Genomic DNA, 18443 nt, shown 5'->3' on the forward strand with positions numbered 1-18443 from the left:
CAAGATAAATCCGTGACCATCGCAAAAACCGTCCTGTTGTTCGCCCTCGCCGCAGCGGCTGAAATTGGTGGGGCCTGGCTCGTCTGGCAGTCGGTCAGGGAGGGCAAGGAATGGTGGTGGGCCGGACTCGGAATCCTCGCCCTGGGGATCTATGGCTTCGCCGCGACGCTGCAACCGGACGCACACTTCGGCAGAATCCTCGCCGCCTACGGCGGCGTGTTCGTGGCCGGGTCCCTGGCCTGGGGCATGATCTTCGACGGGTTCCGGCCCGACCGTTGGGACATCACCGGCTCCGTGATCTGCCTCCTCGGGGTGGCCGTGATCATGTTCGCACCGCGCACCGCGGCATAAGAGTACGCTTCCAGCCGGCCGACGACCCCGACAAGGACCAAATGAGAATAGAACTTCTCCACATCGACGACTGCCCCAACACAGAAAAGGCACTCCAGCAGGTACAGGCTGCCTTGGCCGCCTTGGGGCGCCAAGATGTCCCCGTCCACTTGCGGCGCATCAAGACCGCAGCGGATACCGCCGGGACCGGTTTTGCCGGTTCGCCTACGATCACAGCAGACGGGGCCGACATCTTCCCCGCCGGAGTCCCGACCACTGATCTGGCATGCCGGATTTACGCCACTCCCAGTGGTCTGGCCGGCGTTCCCACCGTCGATCAGGTAATGGAAGCGCTGACAAAGCATGGCCTCTGATACAGACTGCCCGTGTTCCTGTTGTAGGCGGACAATGAAGCGCGAAAAGCTTCATTGCCCCCCGCCGCCGAACCAGCCTATATTTGCCGGAGATGTGGCCTGTGGGTCGCACTGCGGCCCGGGACTAGACCCGGCCCTCGCAGTTGACCCCCGACCAACTGCCAAGTGAGGAGGATTTCTGCCGTTTCAGTAGCTGAGGCGCGCCCATCGGCGCAATGCGTCAATGGTGGTCTCCGGTGACGTGTTGAAGCAGAACACGATGCCGGGGACGAGCTCGTTGAGCAGGTTGAGGACGCGCTCGAACAGCAAGGTGTGCTCCGCGGCCATCCGCAGGCCCGCGCCGATCATCACGACCTGGACCGGTCGCTCGGCAATGCACTCACGGACCCTCTTTTCGGCCTCATCCAGGTCGGCTGGGACTTGGCATGGCACGATGTCGAACCCCGCCTCGCGCAGGGCCGCCTCACCTGCCGCGATCCGGGTCGCCAGTATCTCTTGGGTGATTTCCGGGTAGCGGCTAAGGTCGGCGGCGCTCGGATGCAGACCGAGCGACAGGACGGTGTCACCCGTCGACGGATGGGGCCCTGCGGATGTCTCGGTCATCATGCCTTCTTTCCCTCACCGCACATGCTAATGAAGAAAACGCTACGGCTTGGAGCCCACGCCTCTTACCTGCGACGGGGCGCGCCGGGCCTCATGCGACCTCCATTGGTATCTCCTCCGGGCGGTAGAGGTTTTCGATGCCATATGCCGAGGCATCCGACAACCATCAAGGCACCGCCGACCATCACGGACACTCGTTTAGGCTTGCTAACCACCTGCATCGACGGTTGCCTCCTCGCGGTGTGACCCTGTGAGATCAACGAACGCCCGCGCTTCGCCCGTGTCAACGATTACCTCGCAAGAGCCTGGGAAGCTCAGACGGCCTCCGCGATTTCGCCTTCCTCTACCCGCAAGGCTGCATGAGACGGCCTTCTTTCGTCCCGTCAGGGTCCGTCAGGGTCCGTCAGGGGTGGGAATGGCTGGCTGAAGAGCTTGCCAATACTAGATTGATGGCACCGATGCGCATGAGGCCGTTGATGCGAGTAGTTACGGGTGAGAACTCAGGTAGCGGCCACTCATGAGCCTTCGGGGTCCTCTGCCTAGACTGGGGCCATTGGCTCGATATGGGCCGCCGTCACACTCTTGACGGTGCTTTGTGAAACGTAGCTTCGCTGTGTCTGTCGGTCACCGCGTGCCGGCTGGCTGTCCCTGGCGGCCGCGCCGGCGACAGGGACAGGCGGATGCGGCCCAGTAGGGAGTGCCCGTGCCGGTGCCAGCCACAGACAAACACGTCGAGGCCCGCCATGATGCCCCCACGCATGCGCTCCCTGGAACCCGACGCCGGCCTACTGCGGGGCTGCTCATCGGATTGGCAGTCTTCGCGGCCCTGCTGGCGCTCCGAATCCTCGCTCCGGCGGATGAGGGAAGCGCCTGGCTGGCGGATGCTGCCCGCGATTTTGTCTCGCTGTCGATCAGCGTGGTGATCGAATCCCTCCCCTTCGTTTTCCTCGGCATTGTGCTCTCTATCGGAGTGCAGATCTGGCTGCCGGACGGGTTCATGCTCCGTCGGCTGCCTGCGAGTCCGGCGCTTAGGCGGCCAATACTTTCCCTGCTGGGTATGCTGCTTCCGGTGTGCGAATGCGGGAACGTTCCCCTGGCCCGCGGGCTGATCGTCCGCGGGCTGACCGTGTCCGAATCCATGACGTTTCTGTTTGCAGCGCCGATCCTGAATCCGATCACGATCATCACCACCCAACAGGCATTCGGCTGGGACAACGGCATCCTCATTTCCCGGATTGCCGGCGGCTTCCTCATCGCCAATCTGATCGGATGGATCTACAGCCGCCATCCTCGCCCCGAGGTCCTGTTGACGTCCCGGTTCCAGGAGGAGTGTTCCCTGGAGGACCACGCCGGGCAGGCCACGGGGAAAGCGGGACGCAGCGTGCAACTGTTTGTCCGGGAGACCGGCGCCATGATGCCTGCCCTGTTCATCGGAGCCGGCATCGCGGGCTTGATACAGGTCGGGGTTCCGCGGGACGTCCTGGTCTCGGTGGGGACCAGCCCGGTCTGGTCGGTCGCAGCGTTGATGGTCCTGGCCTTTGTCGTGGCGGTGTGCTCCAACGTGGACGCGTTCTTCATCCTGTCCTTCGGCGCAACGTTCATGCCGGGCTCCATCGTGGCCTTCCTGGTATTCGGGCCGATGATCGACGTGAAGATGCTCGCCCTCCTTCGCACCACATTCACAGCGAAGACACTCCTGCAGCTCACCGTGGTGGTCGCACTGAGCTCCGCCGCCCTGGGATTGGCGGTCAACTATGTTCTATAGGCGCCTTCTTGACCGCTGGCTCGGCGTGCTGCTGAGCATCATCGGTGTGGTTGCCACACTCTGGCTGGGCTTCACAGGGCAGCTCGCTCTTTACATCCACCCGCGATACTTCGTGTTCACCATCATCATGGCCTTGATCGCCGGGGTTCTGGCGCTGGCCGCATTCGTCGTGGTTCCCGGCGCCGCCGCCGCGCATCCCGACGAGCACGGGCATGCCGACGCCGGCAACCGCCGGTGGAGACGACTGGGGGCCACAGGAAGCACATTGATCTGCGCCGCTGCCGTCGCGGGACTTCTGATCCTGCCCCCGTCCACACTCAGCACCGCGACGGTCACCCAGCGCGACCTCAACGGCTCGGCATCGACGCTTACAAGGGACGAAGCGGTAGAACTCGTGGGCGCTGACTACACAACGTTCACCATGAAGGACTGGATCTCGCTGCTGCGACAGGGGGTTGGCGTGGAATACCTGACCGGCAAGACGGCAACAGTCACCGGATTCGTGACACCGGACAAGAGCGACCCGGAGAACGTGTTCTTCGCCGCCCGCTTCGTCGTGACATGCTGCGCCGTGGACGCCCAGCCAATCGGCCTGCCCATTTACTCCCCGGGCTGGCAGGACCGGTTCGACACCGACAGCTGGGTAACCGTCTCCGGCGGCTTCCAAACCAACCCGAGCCGGATGAGCGATGAGGTTTTGGTGATGGTCCCTGACTCCATCGCCAGTGTTCCGGAGCCGGATTCTCCGTATGTCTACTAAGCGCTCCGCGGCCCAACGCAAAAGACCCCGGCCAACCAATCTCATCCCGGCGCCTGCCCGACGCCGGCGGGGGCTCTCATATGCCGTACGGCTCCGCGGCACTATCGTGCTCCTGCTGGTGCTCTGTGCGGCCCTCACGGCTGCGAACATCGCCACCGAACCACGCCCGAACGCGGTGTCGGCGCTGGAAGGGACAGCCGGCACCTCCGGCTTCGAGCTCTATACGCTCGAACGCGACGTCACCGACGACGACGCCGGAAAGAAGAAGCCCGACACCATACGGGGAACCAACATCGCCGACTCGGGCGACGGCACCGTCATCCTTACCGCCCCCCGGATCCAGGAATACGCCTCGCTCCCCACCGCCATAGCCGCCGTCACGATCAATGACGACGACACCAGCTCCCTTGAGATCATCCCCCTGTCCGGCGGACCAGAGGCCCAGGTGCCGCTTCCGGGGGCCGGAAAAGTCGAACTCCTGCGCGCAGCTTCCAAGAGATTCGTCGGCTTCGCATTCTCCAGCACCCCGCCGAAACAGGAGCACTGGAAGACCTTGTTCGTCTACGACACCGAGGATCCCTCAACGCCTCCACGAGAAATTCGGGGTCTCGATGGAAGGCCCGTTTCCGTCCTCAACTGGGCCTTCGTCCCGAACACCTTCTCACTGGTAGTGCAGAACGAATCCGGAACCATGTTCCTCGCCGACGCCCTCGCTGCCGCAACCCCCGCACCGCTGGGCCTGCACGCCGAGTTCCACGGCTTCATTCCCGGAACCAGGGAGATTTACGTCGTCGACGCATCGTCCGACCCCACAAACAAGACCGTGAAGAACTCTACGATCGATCTCACCAACGGGACCGTCCGCCCGCTCGACCTCAAGACGGTCATCCGCAACGACAGGTCATGGCCCGGTGCCACGGTTCTCCTCAACGAAGGCGGCCGGTACGCCCAGAGCACCAGCGAAAACACCGCAGGTAAGGTCACATCCGTGCTCATGGTGACAGATGCGACGGGATCAGAGACGCTCTACCAACCGGATCCCGCCTGGTCACGCATCGATAGCTACTGCCCCTCACCGGACGGAAAGTTCATAGCAGTCGAAGCAACAGCGCCCGAAGGCGCCGCTGACCGGTACCCCGTCCTGCCTGCCCATTCACCCATGCGGACCGAGATCATCGAGCTGGACACGGGCAGACACGCCCGCAGCCTTCCGGGTTTCCTCCCCAGCTGGTGCAGATAGTTGCGGAGAACTTGGACCTGCCTCGCTGTGCAATCCCATGGACTGGTCGTTACTGGGCCGTTTGGGTCAAGCTCACTGGCCAGCCCGCGTTCAGCCCTGTCCGGCCGCTATGGTTCCCGTAGAGTGCGAAAGTTGGGCGACGATGCGGAGGTTCGAGTGCGTGCAGTTCTGTTAGGTGGCACTGGTGCCATAGGCGGTGCGACAGCGATGCTGCTTTCCCGGGCCGGCTGGGATGTGGACGTGACCGGCCGCGATCCATCCCGGATGCCGAGTGAATTGTCAGAGATCGGTGTGCGCTTCCATCAGCTAGAGCGCAGCGACACCCGCGGTGTGGAACGGCTCGTGGGGAACGGCGCGGATCTACTCGTCGACCTAGTTGCCTACACGGCCGCGGACGTGCGGGCACTCCTACCGGCGATGGCATCGGTGGAAAGCCTGGTCTTGGTATCGAGCCGAGCCGTCTACGTCGACGGTTCCGGGAGGCACATCAACGGGGACGATCCGCCACAGTTCGCGGGGCCGCTTCGCGAAGACGGACCCACCCTGCCTCCTGCATCGGACCACACAGACCCGTTCACCCGGGAGGGGTACGCCGCTTGCAAGGTTGCCGCCGAGCTGGCCGCCCTCGACTCTGGCCTCCCGGTCACCGTGATAAGGCCGTCGAAGGTTCACGGACGATGGGCGCGAAACGCGCGCGTCGTCAGCGGCTGCGACCGAGGGCGCCACCCATGGCAGACGCCAATGACGCTAGATTCGGCGGCCGCCCGTGAGCTCGGATATGCACCGGTAGGAAGCGGCATCAGCCTCATAGCCGAAGAGGTCCGGTGGGTTCTGCCGCAGATAGCTACCCGGTAGAGGTTTCAAGCGGAACGTCCTACGTAACTGAGAAAGCGCTTCGTGGTGTTAAGGACTGCGCCGCCGCCCTGGCGGGCTCACCGTCATCGGGGGCTCGTCTACCACGACAGAGCGCTCGGCTAGGCTGAGTGCGGAAATTCTCGTTGGTCCGCATCCGGGAGGAAAATGGGCGGCTTCGACAGTGGAGGCTTGGGGCAGTGAGCTATTCTCCCGAACGGGGGCGTTCAAGAATCAGACGGGCCTTGCTGTTCATCGCCGGGCTAATGAGCGTTGTGCTCGGGTTGAGCGTTCGCACGCTCAGCGATGCGGCGTGGACCGGCCCTGCAGGTGATGGCCTGTACGCGGTGCTGGTCTACATTCTCGTGGCCATCCTGATTCCGTCGAAGTCCAAGGCACTGATTGCAGCCGCAGCCTTTACGGTCTGTGTCATGATCGAACTGTTCCAGCTCACCGGTGTTCCTGCCGAACTTGGAGAATCCTGGCCACCCTTTCGGCTGGTCCTCGGAACCACCTTCGGCACCGCGGATTTGTTGGCCTACGCCGGTGGTGCTGCCGTCGCTTACGCGGTGGATTGGACCACGGGCACGGTGGTGAATAGCGCTCGCCATCACTAGGTGCCGTACGTTCCTGCCCCCGGGAGGAGAACGAGGATCGGAAATGGGGCGGACGTGAAGGCGCCGGTCGCCGTTGTCAGTGATTTCCGGCGTCGGACGTCCGGTGAACGCCCACGGGCCCGGTCTTTTCGCCGGCTGTGAGCAACTGCAGCTCAACAATGTCTTCGACCAGGCTGGCGTCAGCCGCTGGCTGGTCGTCCTCGGTCAGGACGTATTCGGTTCCCACAGTGGCCATCCTTCCAGTAATGGCGGTTTTCTCTCACGGTAGTCAGGGATACTGCGTGTTCACTGTGTACGGAGGTGCGCCCACGCAACAACTGGAACATCTTGAGTCAGCCCATGTTTGATGGCTCGCCTCAAGAGCCGTCCTGATTCGGGTAAAGGTGTATCTGCACGTTTTCCGATATTAGTCGTTTGTGAGACTGCGATCCTCACCGCTCGAAGGAACGGGATCCGCCACAGCCGGGCGTCCGGCATACTAGTTCCATGCAGGCGACGACGGTGTTGGTCGAGGGCGAGAGTGACCGGCTGGCGGTCGAGACGCTGGCCATCCGCCTTGGCCATGACCTGGCAGCCTTGCGTGTGTCGGTCGTACCGATGGGAGGCGCGACAAGTATCGTCCACTTCCTCGACCGCTACGGCCCGAATGGCGCAGGCCACCGGTTGTTCGGCCTGTGTGATGCAGGGGAATCTCCTGGCATCGCCCGCGCACTCGGCCGGGCAGGTATCGGTTCCGGTTCGCTAGCCGAGCTTGGGTTCCACGTCTGTCACGACGATCTAGAGGACGAACTCATCCGCTGCCTTGGGATCGATGCCGTGCTCAATGTCATTGCGGCTCAACACGAACTCGCGTCGTTCCGGCTCCTCCAACGCCAGCCGTCACTGCGACAGCGGCCAATAACGGCGCAGTTGCGCCGGTTCTTCGGAGGACGCAGCGGTAACAAGGTCCGATACGCTCCGCTGCTAGTCGACGCATTGCCGGCCGGGCATGCGCCGCCGCCACTCGCCCGCCTCGTTGCGTCATTCTCACGGTGATCCTACTGTCCAAAATGGTCGAATGACAGGGCAGCGGAACCCCGCTGGCCGACGCGCCGCCGTCGTCCTCTGGAAGTACCGCGCCGCAGCCCCGGGATCATTGCGATCGGGCCAAATGACGCGGCGCATGCCGCCGATGCCTCAACTCGTTCACCAGGTGAACGTGAAACGACTGCGCATGTCCGCGCGGCGCCCTTTCAGCACTGCTCCCTACGCGTGTTTTCCGCGGCCGCCGGTCGCTGCCTCTGCGGTGGTGATCAAAAGGCCGAAAAGAATCTGCCGGAAGAACACGGCGGCTCCGGCCGTCATTCTCTCGAATCGTGGTCTGTTTGCAGATGGGCTTGGTGACCCGGGCTCAGGATGCCGGTGCGTGCGTGGCCGGTTGTGAGCGCGTCGTCGTCGACCACGAAGAGCCCAGCCGGATCGCGGACTGCCTCGTATGCCTCGACTATCTCTGCCCCTGCGACGTAGGCTTGCCACCGTCGCCGGCCAGACGCCCTCGGTGGTCCACGGGTGCACGAGGCCGGCTACAGCAATTGCCTGACGACAACCTAAAGGAGTCTCGAACATGATGTTCACGAAGAAGGGTGATGCGGCTGTTCTCGCCAAACTCAGTGAAGCCCCCGCACAGTACCGGGAGATTGGAGAACGCCTGCATAGCATCATCCGGGAGAGCGCGCCCTCGTTAGAGCCGATCGTACGTTGGGGCCTCCCGTTCTATGTGAAGGACGGCAAGGACATCTGCTACATCAAACCCGATAAGGACTTCATCGCGTTCGGCTTTGGCGAAGTCGTGAACCCCGCACGCGAAGAGGGCGCCCACATGCACCCGGTCGCGTGGACCATCACCTCGCTGGATGCTGCGACGGAGGCCAAGATTCGCGTCCTCGTCGAGAAAGCGGTTGCCTGACACGGACCCCTGCCACAAAGTGCGGGCCGGCCGTCTTCAGGACGAGCCGGTGCCGGCTTAAGAAGCACGGAATCGAGCGGGCCAGCAGAGTTCTCACCAGGTGGTGGCAACTTCCGAAGAGCCGCCCGGAGGAGTCGGCGCGCCATGCGCCGCGCGCCCCTCGGCGAATAGCGCGCCCTACCCAATGCTGCGACGACGCCTTCAGGTGCAGTGAACACACAGGGTGGCTCACGCAGGCCACACAAGGCAAGCACTCCCGGAGTGCCACGAGTTTGGTTACTGTGGAGAGATGGCTTCCTTCACGGTCGACTTTTTCTGCAGTCTCGACGGCAACGGGTCAGCGAGAGGCTGGCCCGGCTATTGGGGAAAGGAGGGCCCTGAGCTCCGCGCGGACCGGGCGAGGACCTTCGCGCAGGATCAGGTGCTCGTATTCGGCGCCACGACATTCAGAGAATTCAGAACGTACGTGGTCGAGTATGACGAGCCCTACTATGACAGCCTGAACACGTTGCCGAAGATCGTGTTCTCGAGCACGCTCGAGGAGCCACTCGGCTGGCAGAACTCGACACTGGTCAACCAGGACGCGGTGACAGCGGTTGAGCGGCTGAAACGTGAGACGGATGTCCCCTTGCGGTCGCACGGCAGCATCTCGTTGAATCGCGCCCTTCTCGCGGCCGGACTCGTCGACCGACTGGAGGTCATGGTCTTTCCGGCCATTACAGGACGGGCAGGCTATGCATCGTTGTTCCACGACGGTCCAGAATTTGACCTCGAGCTCGTGGAATCGACTGTGCTCGACGGTCGCACCCAGAAGCTCGTGTACATCCCACACGTGCACAAGGGCATCCCTGAGGGCGTCGGCCCGCATAGACGCCGCGAGTAGCTTTCCGGCCGCGACCGGACACGAGGGCTTCAAAATCCCGGTCCTGCGGCATTCGCTAGCCGCACACACCTCCTTGAAGGCGACGCCGACGTCCGGGTAGTCCAGGAACTCCTGGTCCAGGCCCCTGTGACCAGCGCACGGGTGACGGCCGGTACGCTCCCGCGAATCCATGCCGCCGCGCAGCCCCGCGCCCGGGGTTAAGGTCTCTTTCCAGCCGGCCGGTCCTCAGGCAATCACGTTGAGTGTGAGTTCCACGGCGCCGAGGAAGAGTGCCAGAACCGACGTGCCAAGCCCGGCCACAAGAAGCAGGCCGGGGTGGGCGAGGCCCACCACAACGCGCCGGAGTTCGGGCGAATGCCGCAGGAATCTCTTGGGCAGCCGCGAATCTTGCGGGTTCTGGCGCCAGCCGCGGAGTCGGCGCAGGAACCATGCACAGCGCACAATAAGCGCCATCCACAACACCGAGACAACCAGGGGGACCGCCGCCAGGAGCAGGTTGAAACCCAACGACGTCACCGCACGTTCCGAATTCCCGGCCAGTGCCTGGACCGTTGTCGAAATCGAGGCGCTGGCCACCACGGAGAGGCCCCACACCAAAAACGCAGCCGTCAGCGCGAGGAACCGGACAAAGAAGTGCGCGAGCACCGACTCCTTCTGTGGCTTGAGGTACCGGCGCGGGGTGGCATGGAGCACAGCCACAGTGCAGGCCAGTGTGGGCAGGGCAGCCATCCCCACAAGCACGTACCAGGTCCAGCCGGCCAGGTCCACGAACTCGTCAACAATGATCAGCAACGCCCAGAAGCCTGTCCACGTCCAGCCTGCATGCAGCGGATTCCGGACCAGCCAGGCGGGCAGCCGCTGAGACAGCGGAACAGTCGGTGCGGCAGAGGGCCGGGAAACAGAATTCCGGACCGTCCTATTGGCGGGCCCAACACCAGCCGGACCGACACCGTCGGGGCCGTCCGGCACGGCCCCTGCGTTGGCGTCCGGCAGGTTTTGTTCCCCTCTGGCCATGCTCATGGGCTCACTGTAGCAATGCGGGAGGCGGGCCCGCCGTCGTCCGTCCGCGCGGTTAGTTACGGCGCAGCGAAACAGACAGTGGTCTTCGCCCGCAAAAACCTTTCGCCTGACGTATCGTGCGTTTCCGGGTGGCCGTTTGCCTCGGCAGCAAGCCTCGGTTCAGCGATTTTTGATCCCAACGCCCGGCACGGACGCGACTTGTTTCATCCACGCTGCGATCTGGCGTTCGTCGATGTCGTCCATGGATTCGAGCTCCACACCCCGCGTCGACTTGCCCATCCCCACCGGTGCCACCGGCGGTACAGGCTCGAGCGCCGCGCCATTGATGAACATGAGCTTGACGTGGCCGGCAAAACCGCCGCAGCTGAAACACCACCCGTCGCCCACGCCGTAGTACGACATGCCCCACTTCACGGAGCGCCGCAGGTTGGGCAGCGTCTTTGCCGCCAGCGCATCGACCGCTTCGGCAATGACGCGCTGCGGCTGCGGCAGGCTGGCGATATATGCGGAGACCGGCTTGTCGCCGACCGCAGCTTTGGCGGGGCTTGCCCTCCCGGTCATGGCTTCCGGCAGCGCGATGGCGACGTCGACATCTGCCGCTGTGCGCATGGCCGGCGCTTCGGTTTCCCTCTTACCGGTCTCCCTGCTGGTCATAAGGAGCATTATTCCTCACGCATCGCGGGAAGGTGCTAGAGCGCATCTCCGATCCAGATGACCACCCACGAAACCTTGGATCAGTCGGAAACCGATGCAACGGGTGACCAGGTCTGAAGAAGGACGGCCACATTCAGGTCAGCGCGGTGGCGTTCGCCGGTGACCCCGTCCCTCCGGTGATGTTCAGCGGTTTGACGCTGATAAATGCGTCCCAGCTACCGGTCCTATTCATGTGCCTGCTGAGGGGTCCGAGCCGCCACAGTTCGCCCAGGGGCATGCCAAGTTTGGCGAGGAGTTGCTGGTGCATCATGCCGTGGTCATTCGGGGCGGAATGGAGGTATGGGCTGGATGGTTGGGCTGGCAGGCATTCGAGGGCGAAGTTATCGGCGGCGACGACGGCAAACTGGGCGTCCCAGGCCCAGGCGACGAACTCCTGGGACTGCGCGACGCCTGATGCCTTACGGCTATCACGGATCTGCTGTTTTTCTTCCGCGGCCAGGGCCAGGAACCATTCGCACCATCCGGTGTGGAGCATAAGGATGTCGCCGGACCGGAGCCTGACGGACTGTGCCTCGATCGCCGCTTTGATCAGGTCGAGGCTGAGGGCTTCGCCGCCGGCGTGGTCGATGGGGCTGCCTTGGCCGGTGCGGTAACCGTCGAGGTCCACAAGCACTCCCCTGCCGGCGATGGGATGGTCTGACCATTCCTGGATGCCGAGCTCCGGAGTGCCTTCCCTGATACGTTCATCCGGGGTGCCGTTGTAGAAGCCGACGTCGTCGGCCCGGCGGTGCCTGAGGCCGTCGATCTGCGTGGATCCCTGGAGGTAGTAGCCGTCCAGGTAATCGTCGCGGTGTGCCGGATGCGAGGAGTAGATGGTGTGCCGTGGCGCGCCGCGTTTGAGGGACATTCCGGGGTCGAAGGCATCGGCCGGATAGTCCAGTCCAAAGACCTCCCCGGTCCTGATACAGCTCCTGGCAGCCAGGACTGCGCCTGGGCCGATGAAGGACGGGGTTCCACGCTCCGGTTCGGGAAACAATCCCCAGGATGTCCCGGCCAGGTCGCCATCCCTTTCGAGCAGCGCGGCGAAGGTCGGGTAGGCTCCCTGCCCGGATCGGGATGTCATCGCGTCCTCGCCTCCTGCGGCTGTCCTTGTTTCTGGTGGCGCTTGTAACTAAGGAGGAAACCGGTGACCGCGCAGACGGAGGCTGCGATACATATAGGAATTTTGACAACGTCATTGAAGAACGCCAACCAGCTTCCCTGCCCAAGAATCAGGGCAATGGCCTGCCCCGAGACGAATACAACGCCGCCCAGAAGGAGGGCTGCCAGGGTCAGGACGAAGAGGACTTCGATGGCTCTTCGGATCTTGTGCATGTCTTTGGTTCCTTAGATCGGCAGGATGCCGAGGGTGATCAGGACGCCGATGCCAAGCAGCGGCAGGGCGTAGTGCGTGAGGAGCCGGGCGAAGGTCTTGATCGGGTCCACGTCGGCGATGCCGCAGGCGACATACAGGGGTGCGCCCCCGGGCGGGACGGCGGCTTCACAGGAGGAGAACACCAGCACGGCCACGGCTGCCGTTGTTGCCGGAACGCCGGCGGCGACGAGTGTGGCGACGCCGACGGTTCCGACGGCGGCCATGGTCGCCGTCGCGGACAGGGGTGCGGCGACCGCGATGATGATCAGCCCGATCAGGATCGCGAGAAGCCACAAGGGCAGGTTCATCCCGTTCAGCAGGGCGGTCATCTGTTTGGGCAGACCGGTGGCGGCGAGGGCGTTCGCGCCGGCGAAGGCGAAGACCACCGTGACGCCAACGATGCCGAATCGCGGGGCCGAGTTCTGCAGCATCGTCCACCAGGCCCGGCCGCTGTTCGGAAGCTTCTTCCTGCCCAGCAGCGCGCCGGTGATAATGAGGACCACCGGGATCCAGACGATGACACTGACGGATTTGGTGATGTCTCCCCCGGTCCAGTCCGAGAGGGCTGTAGCGATCATGCCGGAGGTGATGATCAGCGGGATGGCCACGACAACGAACAGCAGCATCGTGGCCCAGCCGCGGCCGAACGCCGCCCGGACCGGCAGCCGGTGAGCGGCATCCAAGGGAGTCATCCCGCTCTTACGGATCAACAGCCAAGTGACGATCAGCCGGTGCAGGAAGCACCAGAGCCCACCGAAGAGAAGGGGCAGGAGGAGCGCGTTGATGTCCAACAGCGGCCCGACGGTGGCGGATCCGACGAGGACGAACATCGAGGCGCTGAAGGGGAAGGTGATGCCCATTCCCGCGTTGCCGGCGACGAGCGTCGCGGCCGAGGGTTTGTCGAGCCGGGACTTTTCCATCCAGGGGATGGTCACGGATCCGACGGTCGCGGCGATGGCGGCCTGGTTGTGGACTACCCCGCCCAGGCCGGCGGACGCCACCGTTGAGACCCACGCGGGACCGCCTTTGACCCCTCCAATCAGGGAGTTGAGCAGGTCGATAAGCCGGTCCAAGACACCGCCTTTGTCCAACAGGTATCCCATGAAGACGAAGGCCATGGTTGCGTAGACGATCTCGTCGGTGATGGCCGAGTACAGTGCCGTCCATCCGATCTGGGCCGCAGCGGCACCGGTGAACGGGAGCACCACCAGGAATCCAAGGATCATGGCTTCCCCGACGCTGCGCTTGACCACCGTCGTCCAGAGCAGGATGACGGTCAGGTAGGCGCCGAGTGCCCAGATGCCGATCATGCTGCTGCTCCTGACGGTGCTAAGGCTGTTGTCGCGTAATTATTCAAGTGATCCCTGTCCATGATTCTGCCTGACCCCCGGGTCAGCGCAAGGCCGGTGCCGTGTCCTGGGCCATGCGTGTGAGGGCGGCGGATGACGCGTGCGTCATCTCTGCCGGTACGCCGAGGTCCGCCAGGTAGCTCGCAGTGTCCTGCATTTCCCTGGAACGTCGCAGGGCATGCTTGGCGGTGCCGGTGAGGAATCTGTCGATAACTGCCTGGCCGTCGCCGGCCAGTTGGCGTGCGATCTGGGCCCGTATCCACTCCTCCAGCCCGGCAGCCCTGCCTGCGGTGACGGCTTCGACGACCACGGAGGCGAGGCCCTTCATCAGGACGCTGCGGAGGAGTTTGTGGGCCATCGCCGCTCCGGGCTCGCCGTCGGCAATTTCGACCTCTGCCCCGAGCGGTGCCAGGAGTTCGACGACGGCCCGGGACCCGGGGCCACTCACCATCAGGGGGGTCTTCGCTCCGTGGGTGGGGACGGGTCCGAGGATGGCGACGTCGGCGAAGTCAGCTTTGCTGGCGAGCTGCCCGAGTTCGCGCATGACCCCCGGGGACGACGAGGTGAAGTCTGCGTAACAACTGCCTGCCGGCAGGACCGGCAGGCACTCCGCTGCGACGCTTCGCGCGGCTGCCGCACCCGTCAGGACAAAGACGACGTCGGCCCCGGCGCAGGCTTCGGCGGCCGTTGCTGCCCTGGTGGCGCCGGCGGGAGTGGACGGGGCAACGGGATCAAACCCGGTGACTTTATGGCCGGCGGCGATGAGGGCCGCGGCGTAGGTGGCTCCGGCTTCGCCGAGGCCGATGACGGTGCACGCTGTCATGAGCTTCTCAGTCCTTCTTTGCTTAGTTGCGGGCCGCGACGATGGCGGCCCGGCGGTTGGTTTCGTCGGCGAAGACCGCTTCCGCGGCTTCGGCCACTGCGGCTGCCTGTTCGCGGGGAATGACGACGACGCCGTCCGAGTCGCCGATGATGATGTCACCTGGCAGGACGGGGATGCCGCCGAAGGAGATTGGTGATCCGAGGCGGAAGGGCCCGTTCTTGTAGGGGCCGGCGGGCGTGGTTGCCCGGGCGAAGACCGGCATGCCGATTTCTGCGAGGGCTTCGGCGTCGCGGGCTGCGCCGTCGAGCGCGAAACCGGCGATGCCGAGGTTGATGGCCCGCTCACCGATGAGTTCCCCGAGGAGGGCGCGGGACTCATCCCCGCCGCCGGCAACAACAATGACGTCTCCGGGGCGGGCGTGGTCCAGTGCACGGTGGATGCCCTGGTTGTCGCCCGGGCGTGTCCAGACGGTGAAGGCCGGGCCGGCTAGCTTGGCACCGGGCCAGGTGGCCTGGATCGCGGAGTGCGCGACGCCGAGCCGGTCCATGGCGTCGCCGATGTTGGCGGCGGGCAGTTTGGCGAGCCGTTCCACGACGTCCCTGTCGGGGCGGGGGAAGTCAGCGTCGACGGTGTCAATGGCTGGAGTAGTCATGATGTGTCTTTCGTCGGGGGTGTGCGAGGAGGGTCAGTCGGTCTTCTGGACCAGCGGGAGGACCTTCTTGAAGTCGTCTTCCTGTCCGGCCCAGAACTGCTTGTAGTCTGCGCCGGAGAGGTAGCTGGTCTGCAGGCCGAGGTCGTTCATCTTCTGCACCACCGCCGGGTCCTCGATGGCCTTCTGGATGGCGGCTTCGAGCTTCTTGGCGACGGCTTCGGGCAGGCCGGCCGGGGCGGAGTAGCCGCGGGCGGTGCCGGCCTCAACTTCGTAGCCTGACTCTTTGAACGTGGGAACGTCCGGCAGCGACGGGGACCGCTCGGAGGTCATGACACCCAGCACGCGTGCTTTGCCCTGCTTGGTCAGGTCCGTTACATCGCTGACGTTGGCCACGAGGACGTCCACGTGCTTGCCGAGGAAGGCGGTGGTGGCCTGTGAGGCGCCTTCGGAGAAGTGGACCGGCGCGAATTCGGCCCCGGTGGCCTCCTGGATCTGGGCCAGGGCGAAGTGTTCACCGGTCTGCAGCCCGGTGGTGCTGGCCGTCATGGATTTCGGGTTGGCTTTGGCGGCGTCGAGGAGGTCCTTCAGTGTTTTGTAGGGGCTGTCGGGCTGCACTGCGATGACGGCGGGGTCGATAACCTGCCGGCCGAGCGGTTGGAAGCTGTCCCGGGTGTACTTGGCACCGCGGGCGGGATCAAGGGGTGAGACGACAACGGACGGGGAACCTGTCGCGCCGATGGTGTAGCCGTCGGGCTTGGCGCTGGTCAGTTGGGTGTAGCCGATCTGCCCGCCGGCACCTGGCTTGTTGATGACCTCAACGTTGGTGCCGAGCTCCTTTTCCAGGATGGGCTGGATGAGCCGCGCGGCGGTGTCCACCGCTCCGCCTGAGGAGAAGGCGACGACGAGATCGATGGACTTGCCCTTCTTCGGGAAGTCACCCCCGGAGGTGGTGGCGGTGCCGGCGTTGGCGCCGCAGCCGGTGAGTGCAATCAGGGTTGCTGCCGCGAAGGCAGCTGCGATGCGTGAACGTTTGATCATGGGTCTTCTCCTTTGAAGGTGGTGCTTGGGGGCGGTACGTATGAACGAGGTGGTGTTTAGGTTTCCGGGTCTTCGTTGAGCGCCTTGGGCTTGCGGAGCTTGAGCAGCGGGCTGAAGACGATCAGGATGCCGAGGCCGATCAGGACCGCGGAGATGGGGCGGCTGGTGAAGATGCCGAAGTCGCCCTGGGAGATTTCGAGGGACTCCCGCAGGGAGCGCTCCATGAGCGGGCCGAGGACGAGCGTCAGCACCATCGGGGCGAGCGGGATTTCCAGGTGCCGAAGGGCGAGTCCAAGAAGACCGAAGCCGATCATCACGAAGACGTCGAAGACGCTGAAGTTGATGGTGTAGGCGCCAATGACCATGAACAGCAGGATCAGGGCAGTCAGGATCGAAGACGGTACCCGGAGGATGGAGACCCACAGTCCCACCAGCGGGACGTTCAGCAGGAGCAGCAGGAGGTTTCCGATGAAGAGGCTGGCGATGATCGCCCAAGCGATTTCGGAGTGTTCCGTAAATAGGGTCGGGCCGGGGGTGAGGCCCTGCTGAAGGAACGCTCCCATCAGGACGGCGATGGTCGGGGACGCAGGGATGCCGAGCGTGAAGAGCGGGATCAGTGCGGCGTTCGCGTGGGCGTTGTTGGCTGTTTCTGGGCCGGCGACCCCTTCAATGGCTCCCTTGCCTAGTTGGTTGCGGTGACGGGAGAACTTCTTCTCTGCGCCGTAAGCCAGCAGCGATGACACGGAGCCGGTCATACCCGGGATGAGGCCCAGCCCGAAGCCTATGCCGGTGCCGCGGGCCATGGCCGGTGCGCTGCGGCGCCACTCCTTGCGAGTGGGGAGCAGTGAGCGCAGGTTCGGTGCGTGCACCGTGGGGGCCGCGGTGTCTTTGCGGTAAGAGAGAAGTTCGGAGAGTCCGAAGACACCGACGATCACGGCGACGAAGCTAACGCCGTCCAGGAGCCGGTCCATGCCGAACGTGAATCGCGGGGCTCCGGCGACCGGGTCGATGCCGACCATGGCGATCAGCAGGCCCAGGGCGCCGGAGATGACTGCTTTGACCATGGATTTCCCCGCAAGTGCGACAAGCAGGGAAATACCGACGACCATCAGGGCGAAGAACTCCGGCGGCCCGACGAGCAGGCCCAGTTCCCCAAGGGGTTTGGCAGCTGCGACCAGGCCGATGGTCGCTATCGTGCCTCCGACGAAGGACCCAACGGCGGCGATGGTCAGCGCGGCCCCGGCCTTGCCGATCTTCGTCATGGCGTAGCCGTCGATGGTCGTAATTGCTGAGGCAGCCTCACCGGGGGTGTTCAGCAGGACGCTGGTGATCGTTCCCCCGTAGGCGGTGCCGTAGAAGATGGCACAGAGCATGATGATCGCGCCGGTTGCGTCCAGGTTGAGTGTCAGGGGTATGAGCAGTGCGACACCGGCGACGGGTCCGATTCCGGGCAGGACGCCGATGATGGTGCCCAGGAGGCAGCCCAGGAAGGCAAAGAGCAGGTTCTGCCAGGTCATGGCGGCAGCGAAGCCGCCCATGAGTTCGTTGAGTGTATCCACGTCTAGAGTCCGATCGTGTTCAGCAGGGGGAAGGCAGATACGGGCAGCGTCACGTTCAGGCCGTAATTGAAGGCGTAGAACGCCCCGACGCTTCCGGCGAGGGCGGTGATCAGCGAGGACGCCCAGGTTCTGCGGCCGCGCAGCTTCAGGTGGTACATGAGGAACAGGAACATGCTGAGCTGAAAGCCGAGCAGGTCCATGACCGCGGCGAGGATCGTCAGGCTCAGGACGACGGCGACCACAAGTCCGCGGTCGACGCCTTCGACGGTGTCACTGGGCTGGCGCAGCTCCTGGAGGAGCCACACCGCCGCCATGGCGGCAAGGACTGCCCCCATCGCGAACGGGAACAAACCAGGGCCCGGTCCGAGGGAAGTCCAGAGGCCCAGGTCGATCGAGCTGACCAGCACGTAGACGCCGACGGCGGCAAAAGCGCCGATACCCACCAGCACCGAGGGAGCCACTCCGGCGGCGCTCTCGGGTTTCGTCATGACTGACTCCGTTGTCATCGTTTCCTTCTCACTCGCTCGTTTCATTTCATAGAATGAAACTATATTGCGTACAGAGA

At 64.3% G+C, this 18443-nt stretch carries 22 protein-coding genes and 1 pseudogene; 11 read left to right on the forward strand and 12 right to left on the reverse strand.

The features are described 5' to 3' along the window. The first annotated feature begins 12 nt into the window (after window positions 1–12). Window positions 13–351, forward strand: a complete 339-nt coding sequence (locus AC1DRE_RS16695) for a YnfA family protein (protein ID WP_476985629.1) — start codon at window positions 13–15, stop codon at window positions 349–351. A 41-nt stretch (window positions 352–392) separates the two neighbouring features. Beyond that, complete coding sequence (locus AC1DRE_RS16700; RefSeq protein ID WP_476985630.1) at window positions 393–704, forward strand: thioredoxin family protein; 312 nt, start codon at window positions 393–395, stop codon at window positions 702–704. 186 nt (window positions 705–890) lie between these two features. Here AC1DRE_RS16700 and AC1DRE_RS16705 read toward each other — a convergent pair whose 3' ends face one another. Then, a complete protein-coding gene (locus tag AC1DRE_RS16705) occupies window positions 891–1307 on the reverse strand; it encodes a hypothetical protein (RefSeq protein WP_476985631.1) in 417 nt (138 codons plus the stop codon). A 709-nt stretch (window positions 1308–2016) separates the two neighbouring features. On the opposite strand from AC1DRE_RS16705, the gene AC1DRE_RS16710 reads away from it, so the two are divergent. The 5 genes from AC1DRE_RS16710 to AC1DRE_RS16730 all read left to right on the forward strand — a co-directional run bounded on the left by AC1DRE_RS16710 (window position 2017) and on the right by AC1DRE_RS16730 (window position 6541). Further along, complete coding sequence (locus AC1DRE_RS16710) at window positions 2017–3072, forward strand: permease (protein ID WP_476985632.1); 1056 nt, start codon at window positions 2017–2019, stop codon at window positions 3070–3072. Beyond that, window positions 3062–3832 (forward strand): TIGR03943 family putative permease subunit, encoded by a 771-nt coding sequence (locus tag AC1DRE_RS16715; protein ID WP_476985633.1) that lies wholly within the window; start codon window positions 3062–3064, stop codon window positions 3830–3832. The genes AC1DRE_RS16710 and AC1DRE_RS16715 overlap by 11 nt, the downstream gene beginning before the upstream one ends. After that, the gene (locus tag AC1DRE_RS16720) at window positions 3822–5072 is read left to right on the forward strand and encodes a hypothetical protein (RefSeq protein ID WP_476985634.1); all 1251 of its coding nucleotides are present in this window, start codon (window positions 3822–3824) and stop codon (window positions 5070–5072) included. The genes AC1DRE_RS16715 and AC1DRE_RS16720 overlap by 11 nt, the downstream gene beginning before the upstream one ends. A 132-nt stretch (window positions 5073–5204) precedes the next feature. Further along, window positions 5205–5927, forward strand: a complete 723-nt coding sequence (locus tag AC1DRE_RS16725; protein ID WP_476985635.1) for an NAD-dependent epimerase/dehydratase family protein — start codon at window positions 5205–5207, stop codon at window positions 5925–5927. Window positions 5928–6169: 242 nt separating this feature from the next. Further along, window positions 6170–6541, forward strand: coding sequence for a ribosomal maturation YjgA family protein (locus tag AC1DRE_RS16730; RefSeq protein ID WP_476985636.1), 372 nt, complete (start codon window positions 6170–6172; stop codon window positions 6539–6541). A 76-nt stretch (window positions 6542–6617) separates the two neighbouring features. On the opposite strand, the gene AC1DRE_RS16735 is transcribed toward AC1DRE_RS16730, so the two are convergent. Beyond that, window positions 6618–6767, reverse strand: a complete 150-nt coding sequence (locus AC1DRE_RS16735; RefSeq protein WP_476985637.1) for a hypothetical protein — start codon at window positions 6765–6767, stop codon at window positions 6618–6620. A 260-nt stretch (window positions 6768–7027) separates the two neighbouring features. Here AC1DRE_RS16735 and AC1DRE_RS16740 point away from each other — a divergent pair, with 260 nt between their 5' ends. The 4 genes and pseudogenes from AC1DRE_RS16740 to AC1DRE_RS16755 form a co-directional block, all read left to right on the forward strand. Further along, a complete protein-coding gene (locus AC1DRE_RS16740; RefSeq protein WP_476985638.1) occupies window positions 7028–7576 on the forward strand; it encodes a TOPRIM nucleotidyl transferase/hydrolase domain-containing protein in 549 nt (182 codons plus the stop codon). Between the two features lie 568 nt (window positions 7577–8144). After that, window positions 8145–8486, forward strand: a complete 342-nt coding sequence (locus AC1DRE_RS16745) for a DUF1801 domain-containing protein (protein ID WP_476985639.1) — start codon at window positions 8145–8147, stop codon at window positions 8484–8486. A gap of 289 nt (window positions 8487–8775) precedes the next feature. Further along, entirely contained in the window at window positions 8776–9369 is a 594-nt protein-coding gene (locus AC1DRE_RS16750; protein WP_476985640.1) for a dihydrofolate reductase family protein, read from the forward strand. 43 nt (window positions 9370–9412) lie between these two features. Further along, window positions 9413–9570: pseudogene (locus AC1DRE_RS16755) on the forward strand (site-specific tyrosine recombinase XerD); the annotation flags it as partial. Window positions 9571–9594: 24 nt separating this feature from the next. Here the strand turns inward: AC1DRE_RS16755 and AC1DRE_RS16760 are convergent. From AC1DRE_RS16760 to AC1DRE_RS16805, 10 genes are all read right to left on the reverse strand, one after another. Next, window positions 9595–10389 (reverse strand): hypothetical protein, encoded by a 795-nt coding sequence (locus tag AC1DRE_RS16760; RefSeq protein WP_476985641.1) that lies wholly within the window; start codon window positions 10387–10389, stop codon window positions 9595–9597. A 159-nt stretch (window positions 10390–10548) separates the two neighbouring features. Further along, complete coding sequence (locus tag AC1DRE_RS16765; RefSeq protein ID WP_476985642.1) at window positions 10549–11043, reverse strand: DUF1801 domain-containing protein; 495 nt, start codon at window positions 11041–11043, stop codon at window positions 10549–10551. A gap of 133 nt (window positions 11044–11176) precedes the next feature. Then, complete coding sequence (locus AC1DRE_RS16770; protein ID WP_476985643.1) at window positions 11177–12166, reverse strand: cyclase family protein; 990 nt, start codon at window positions 12164–12166, stop codon at window positions 11177–11179. Then, window positions 12163–12417, reverse strand: a complete 255-nt coding sequence (locus AC1DRE_RS16775) for a hypothetical protein (RefSeq protein WP_476985644.1) — start codon at window positions 12415–12417, stop codon at window positions 12163–12165. Before AC1DRE_RS16775 ends, AC1DRE_RS16770 begins: the two co-directional genes overlap by 4 nt. 12 nt (window positions 12418–12429) lie before the next feature. Beyond that, window positions 12430–13767 (reverse strand): TRAP transporter large permease subunit, encoded by a 1338-nt coding sequence (locus tag AC1DRE_RS16780; protein ID WP_476985645.1) that lies wholly within the window; start codon window positions 13765–13767, stop codon window positions 12430–12432. 82 nt (window positions 13768–13849) lie between these two features. Beyond that, window positions 13850–14629 (reverse strand): NAD(P)-dependent oxidoreductase, encoded by a 780-nt coding sequence (locus tag AC1DRE_RS16785; protein ID WP_476985646.1) that lies wholly within the window; start codon window positions 14627–14629, stop codon window positions 13850–13852. A 22-nt stretch (window positions 14630–14651) separates the two neighbouring features. Then, window positions 14652–15281 carry an RraA family protein gene (locus AC1DRE_RS16790; RefSeq protein WP_476985647.1) on the reverse strand — a complete coding sequence of 210 codons (630 nt, stop codon included), beginning with the start codon at window positions 15279–15281 and terminating at the stop codon, window positions 14652–14654. Between the two features lie 33 nt (window positions 15282–15314). Next, window positions 15315–16319, reverse strand: a complete 1005-nt coding sequence (locus AC1DRE_RS16795) for a tripartite tricarboxylate transporter substrate binding protein (protein ID WP_476985648.1) — start codon at window positions 16317–16319, stop codon at window positions 15315–15317. Window positions 16320–16375: 56 nt separating this feature from the next. Continuing rightward, a complete protein-coding gene (locus AC1DRE_RS16800; RefSeq protein WP_476985649.1) occupies window positions 16376–17878 on the reverse strand; it encodes a tripartite tricarboxylate transporter permease in 1503 nt (500 codons plus the stop codon). A 2-nt stretch (window positions 17879–17880) separates the two neighbouring features. Then, a complete protein-coding gene (locus AC1DRE_RS16805) occupies window positions 17881–18384 on the reverse strand; it encodes a tripartite tricarboxylate transporter TctB family protein (protein WP_476985650.1) in 504 nt (167 codons plus the stop codon). Between the last annotated feature and the right edge of the window lie 59 nt (window positions 18385–18443).

The sequence above is a fragment of the Arthrobacter sp. P4_H3 genome, assembly GCF_056400885.1.

What these genes read in the sequence shown, in the direction of transcription:
- AC1DRE_RS16700 (WP_476985630.1), top strand. Translation starts at nt 393, where the DNA reads ATGAGAATAGAACTTCTCCACATCGACGACTGCCCCAACACAGAAAAG.
- AC1DRE_RS16705 (WP_476985631.1), bottom strand. Translation starts at nt 1,307, where the DNA reads ATGACCGAGACATCCGCAGGGCCCCATCCGTCGACGGGTGACACCGTC.
- AC1DRE_RS16715 (WP_476985633.1), top strand. Translation starts at nt 3,062, where the DNA reads ATGTTCTATAGGCGCCTTCTTGACCGCTGGCTCGGCGTGCTGCTGAGC.
- AC1DRE_RS16720 (WP_476985634.1), top strand. Translation starts at nt 3,822, where the DNA reads ATGTCTACTAAGCGCTCCGCGGCCCAACGCAAAAGACCCCGGCCAACC.
- AC1DRE_RS16740 (WP_476985638.1), top strand. Translation starts at nt 7,028, where the DNA reads ATGCAGGCGACGACGGTGTTGGTCGAGGGCGAGAGTGACCGGCTGGCG.
- AC1DRE_RS16745 (WP_476985639.1), top strand. Translation starts at nt 8,145, where the DNA reads ATGATGTTCACGAAGAAGGGTGATGCGGCTGTTCTCGCCAAACTCAGT.
- AC1DRE_RS16750 (WP_476985640.1), top strand. Translation starts at nt 8,776, where the DNA reads ATGGCTTCCTTCACGGTCGACTTTTTCTGCAGTCTCGACGGCAACGGG.
- AC1DRE_RS16760 (WP_476985641.1), bottom strand. Translation starts at nt 10,389, where the DNA reads ATGAGCATGGCCAGAGGGGAACAAAACCTGCCGGACGCCAACGCAGGG.
- AC1DRE_RS16765 (WP_476985642.1), bottom strand. Translation starts at nt 11,043, where the DNA reads ATGACCAGCAGGGAGACCGGTAAGAGGGAAACCGAAGCGCCGGCCATG.
- AC1DRE_RS16770 (WP_476985643.1), bottom strand. Translation starts at nt 12,166, where the DNA reads ATGACATCCCGATCCGGGCAGGGAGCCTACCCGACCTTCGCCGCGCTG.
- AC1DRE_RS16775 (WP_476985644.1), bottom strand. Translation starts at nt 12,417, where the DNA reads ATGCACAAGATCCGAAGAGCCATCGAAGTCCTCTTCGTCCTGACCCTG.
- AC1DRE_RS16780 (WP_476985645.1), bottom strand. Translation starts at nt 13,767, where the DNA reads ATGATCGGCATCTGGGCACTCGGCGCCTACCTGACCGTCATCCTGCTC.
- AC1DRE_RS16785 (WP_476985646.1), bottom strand. Translation starts at nt 14,629, where the DNA reads ATGACAGCGTGCACCGTCATCGGCCTCGGCGAAGCCGGAGCCACCTAC.
- AC1DRE_RS16790 (WP_476985647.1), bottom strand. Translation starts at nt 15,281, where the DNA reads ATGACTACTCCAGCCATTGACACCGTCGACGCTGACTTCCCCCGCCCC.
- AC1DRE_RS16795 (WP_476985648.1), bottom strand. Translation starts at nt 16,319, where the DNA reads ATGATCAAACGTTCACGCATCGCAGCTGCCTTCGCGGCAGCAACCCTG.
- AC1DRE_RS16805 (WP_476985650.1), bottom strand. Translation starts at nt 18,384, where the DNA reads ATGACAACGGAGTCAGTCATGACGAAACCCGAGAGCGCCGCCGGAGTG.